6 protein-coding genes are annotated in these 4,098 nt (G+C 61.8%); 5 read left to right on the top strand and 1 reads right to left on the bottom strand.

The window, feature by feature from the left end; all coding sequences use genetic code 11:
- From AC1DWI_RS15435 to AC1DWI_RS15420, 4 genes are all read left to right on the top strand, one after another.
- Positions 1 to 439 (top strand): redoxin domain-containing protein (locus AC1DWI_RS15435; RefSeq protein ID WP_477725150.1); only part of this gene is annotated, 439 nt, incomplete at its 5' end.
- Positions 440 to 517: 78 nt separating this feature from the next.
- A complete protein-coding gene (locus AC1DWI_RS15430) occupies positions 518 to 982 on the top strand; it encodes a CoA-binding protein (RefSeq protein ID WP_477725149.1) in 465 nt (154 codons plus the stop codon).
- Between the two features lie 74 nt (positions 983 to 1,056).
- Positions 1,057 to 1,839, top strand: coding sequence for a hypothetical protein (locus AC1DWI_RS15425; RefSeq protein WP_477725148.1), 783 nt, complete (start codon positions 1,057 to 1,059; stop codon positions 1,837 to 1,839).
- Positions 1,840 to 2,003: 164 nt separating this feature from the next.
- Positions 2,004 to 3,338: a class I SAM-dependent methyltransferase gene (locus AC1DWI_RS15420; protein ID WP_477725147.1), complete on the top strand. Its 1,335-nt coding sequence runs from the start codon at positions 2,004 to 2,006 to the stop codon at positions 3,336 to 3,338.
- Positions 3,339 to 3,360: 22 nt separating this feature from the next.
- Here the strand turns inward: AC1DWI_RS15420 and AC1DWI_RS15415 are convergent, their stop codons facing one another.
- Positions 3,361 to 3,657 carry a hypothetical protein gene (locus AC1DWI_RS15415; RefSeq protein ID WP_477725146.1) on the bottom strand — a complete coding sequence of 99 codons (297 nt, stop codon included), beginning with the start codon at positions 3,655 to 3,657 and terminating at the stop codon, positions 3,361 to 3,363.
- Positions 3,658 to 3,912: 255 nt separating this feature from the next.
- On the opposite strand from AC1DWI_RS15415, the gene AC1DWI_RS15410 reads away from it, so the two are divergent.
- The coding region (locus tag AC1DWI_RS15410) for a hypothetical protein (protein WP_477725145.1) at positions 3,913 to 4,098 on the top strand (186 nt) is incomplete at its 3' end.

Genomic DNA, 4,098 nt, shown 5'->3' with positions numbered 1-4,098 from the left:
GACCAATCCGGGCTGCCCTTTTGTGCGCAAGCACTACAGCGGCAACATGCAAGGCCTGCAAAAGGAGTTCACCGCCAAAGGCGTGGTGTGGCTGTCCATCAACTCCACGGAGGCCGAAAGCGGCGACTACCTGGCGCCGGCCAAACTGGCCGGCTGGATGGCCGAGAAACAGGGCCAGCCGACTGCGACACTGATGGACGAGTCAGGCAGGATCGGCCAGCTTTACGGCGCCAAGACGACACCGCACATGTACATCATCAGTCCGCAGGGCCAGCTGATTTACGCAGGCGGTATTGACAGCATCCCTTCTGCCCGCGTTGACGATATCAAGACCGCCACCAATTACGTGCGCCAGGGCCTGACCGAAGCGCTGAGCGGCAAACCATTGAGTGTGGCCTCCAGCCGGGCTTATGGGTGCTCCGTCAAATACAAGGCATAGACCCGCTTAAATAGATAAACAGAGCCTGAACCGTGCCCGGCAACGCCGGTCCAAGCCAGGCCAACACAAAGCCCAGCCATGAACCCCTTGCCCCCCGCAGAGCGCATGCCGCATATCCTCAACCACTGCCGCACCATCGCGGTAGTGGGCTTGTCGCCCAAGCCTCACCGCGCCAGCTTTGATGTGGCGCGCTACATGCAGGCCAATGGCTATCGCATCATCCCGGTCAACCCGAACGCCGCCGAGGTGCTCGGTGAAAAGGCCTATTCGACGCTGACCGAAGCCGCGCAGCACGAAAAGRTCGACCTGGTGAACTGCTTTCGCAACAGCGAAGATATTCCGCCAGTGGTCGACGAAGCCATTGCGATAGGCGCCAGGGCCGTGTGGATGCAGCTCGGCATTTCCAACGCCACGGCAGCMGCGAAGGCGGAAGCGGCGGGCTTGCTGGTGGTACAGGACCACTGCCTCAAGATAGACCACCGGGTGCTGCTGTCTCGCGGACTGTTGCACCCGATTGCCCAAGTGGGCGCGGCTTCCGTCTGAGCTTGCCCCTGCAGCCGGCGGCAGCCCGGGAAAGCCATGCTTGCGCGGCGCGGCGCAGCCGCTGAAAATGCCCCATGTCCTTGCGCACGGCACCCATCTCCCTTCCCGCACCAGCCATTTCTCCTTCCATCTTTTCATTCTTCCGCCCTCCCTTGCTGCTGGCCCTGGCTGTATTGGCCGGCTGCGCCAGCCAGGCGCCCACGCACAAGGGCGAAGCACAGGYCGCCCCGATGGCCGCTAGCGAGATCGGCCAGTCGGACGTGAACCGCATGGCCACCCTGGGCATGCGCGATAACCTGGAGGGTTTGCTGCGCCTGGCCGACAAGCTGTACCGGCGCAACCCGGCGGAATGGCGGAAAACCAGCACGCTCGGACGCGACGCGGCCCTCGCCCAGCTGCGCGTGGCGGTTGACACCCGCACACCCTGGCCCGAACTGCAGGGCAAGCGCGACATCGCCGCGCTGTCGCTGGCGCTGGGCCCCGACTTCAAGGGCGATCGCGTGGCGGCGTTCATTTATGCCAGCGCTGACATGGTGATCACGGCCCACAGCGGGAAAACAGCGTATTACCTGACTGACAGCCTGGATGCGCAATACATCTACAACGCCGCCCGCAACATTGAAATCGCCGTATGGATGCTGTCCAACCGGCGCAATGCCGCAGGCCAGCCCTTGCTGCTGGCCGATGAAATCACCGAGCGCGAGCGCAACCTGAGCTTTGAACGCGAGTTCGGCAAAATCATTGGACGGCTGGACCTGCTGGCCTCCGTTCTGACCGAGAAGTACCGCCGCGCGGTGATCACCTATGTTCAAAATCTACTGGGCGGAACGTTTTTGCAGTTCCTACCTGTGAGGTAGGAACTGCAAAATTAGGCACACCCCCGTCTCGGCCCACTTCGTGTGGCCGGATCCCCCCTCAGGGGTCGGCCGCCGCGGCCACTGGATGGGAGAGAGGTTTCCGGCGCGGGGCGATCCTGGGCGGAGACAATAGGCTTTTGCCAATCGTTTTTCCGGAAGCCGCCATGCCCGACAACTATTTGCCCGAAGTCAGAAACCAGTATGAGGCGCTGCCTTATCCGCCCTGCAATCCGCAGGACGACCACAAGCGCCTGGTACGGACCTGGCTCGAAGRCCTGCCCATGATCAACCACTACTGCTTTGCGGGGAAGCAGTCGTTCCAGAATGGCTTTCGTGCGCTGGTGGCAGGCGGTGGCACCGGCGACGCCACCATTTTCCTGGCCGAGCAGTTGCGCCATACCGACGCACAAATCGTGCATCTCGACATGAGCGGAGCCAGCATCGCACTGGCGAAGGAGCGCGCACAGATTCGCGGGCTGGCAAACATCGCCTGGGTTCATGATTCATTGCTGAACCTGCCCGCCCTGGCAGCAGAGCTCGGCGCCTTCGACTACATCAATTGCAGCGGCGTACTTCACCATCTGGCCGATCCCGATCTGGGATTCAAGGCGTTGCGCAGTGTACTCAAAGACGATGGCGCCATCGGACTCATGGTGTATGCCACCACGGGCCGCACCGGGGTGTACCAGATGCAGGAGCTCATGCGCCTGGTCAACGGCGACGAGGCGGATGCGCAGCGGAAAATCGCCAACACGCGCGACTTGCTGGCCAGCCTGCCCGCCACCAACTGGTTCAAGCGCAGCGAAGACCTGCACCACGACCACAAGATGGGCGACGCAGGCATCTACGACCTGCTGCTGCATTCGCAGGACCGCTCATACAGCGTGGGCGAGCTGTTTGACTGGCTGGGCGACGAAGCGGATGGCGCAAAGAGCGGACACGGCATGCACCTGGAGTTCACCGATGTACAGCGCGGCCTTTCGCCTTATTTACCGCACATGGTGCTGGGAAGCAAGCCGCCGGCCATGGCCGCGGCATTGCGCAGGCTGCCGCGCAGGAAGCAATATGAAATGGCCGAGCTGATGGCCGGCACCCTTATTACCCATTCCCTATACGTCACTCGCAACGACCGTTGCAAGGCCCCCTACGGCGATCCGGAGTACGTGCCTTTCTTCTACCATGAGCCCTTGACCGGCGAACTTGCCGCGCAGGTGTTTGGCAGCAACAAGGGCCAGCCCTTCATGCTCAGGCATCAGCACTCAGGCGCCTCGGTGATGGTGAATCCCGGCAAGTACGGCGCAAAAATTCTCGCGTTGATAGATGGGAAAAAAACCTTTGGCGAAATATTCGACCAATTCCGCGCGGCCTGGCAGGGCAAAGCGGCTGCGCCTGACAATGCCGTTCTGTTTGGCGACTTTGCCGAGTCGTTCGACGTTCTCAGCGCCCTGGATCGGCTTCTGCTCAGGCACCCCTCGGCCGAAGCCACAGCCGCGAAATAAGAGCCGGAGGATTTTGAGGCTCTCAGGCGAGAGAGCCCCACGCACTCTCAGTTTGGGGCGACTTGGCCACAAGCAGATCCACAACGACCACCAGCTCGCCGCCGAACCGGCCTATGCCCAGGCCGCTCATGAGCTTTTGCTCCTCCTCGTCGGAAGCCATGCGCAAAAAGCACAGGGCCTGCTGCTTGCCGGCATGGGCGGYCGGCAGGATGTTGAGCTGCGTGACCGAGCCGAAGCGCTCGCACATGTTTTTCAGAGCCTTCCGCAAAGCAGGGATGTCGGGGCATTGCTGAAGCTGGTCGAGTTCGAGTGGGCTCATGGATCCTTGCGTGAAATAGAACAACGGAAACAATACAAAAAACGGGAGATAACCGGGGAGTGCTGCAGGATGAAGGGTGACGCAGTAACCCGGCGTGGGGGGCCGCGTGCCTGAAGCGTAGGACAAAATCCTGCGCAGGTAAGTGACGGAACGTTTTGCAACGCTTTATGCCCAATGCTTGCAAATCTTGCGTAAAAGAAATGCCGCTATGCGTCAGCATCGTCTATTGAATGTCTGAAAAGCAGGTGTTTGCCCGTGTCCGTTTCCGTTCCCGCTCCCGTCATTGATCCTGCGCTCGCGCTCCATGTCCTGCCTCATTCCGGCGCCGCCCGGCTCGCCCGGCTGGCCGCGCGCGCTTGCGACGCCCCCATCGCCATCGTGGTGGCCCTGGACGGCGGCCAGGCGGCGCTCAGTTCCGGCACCGGTTTTTCACCGCAAGAG

The sequence above is a fragment of the Polaromonas sp. P3_C2 genome (assembly GCF_056402675.1).
The sequence above is the reverse complement of the archived record's forward strand: the minus strand, read 5'-3'. Positions and strand labels throughout refer to the sequence as shown.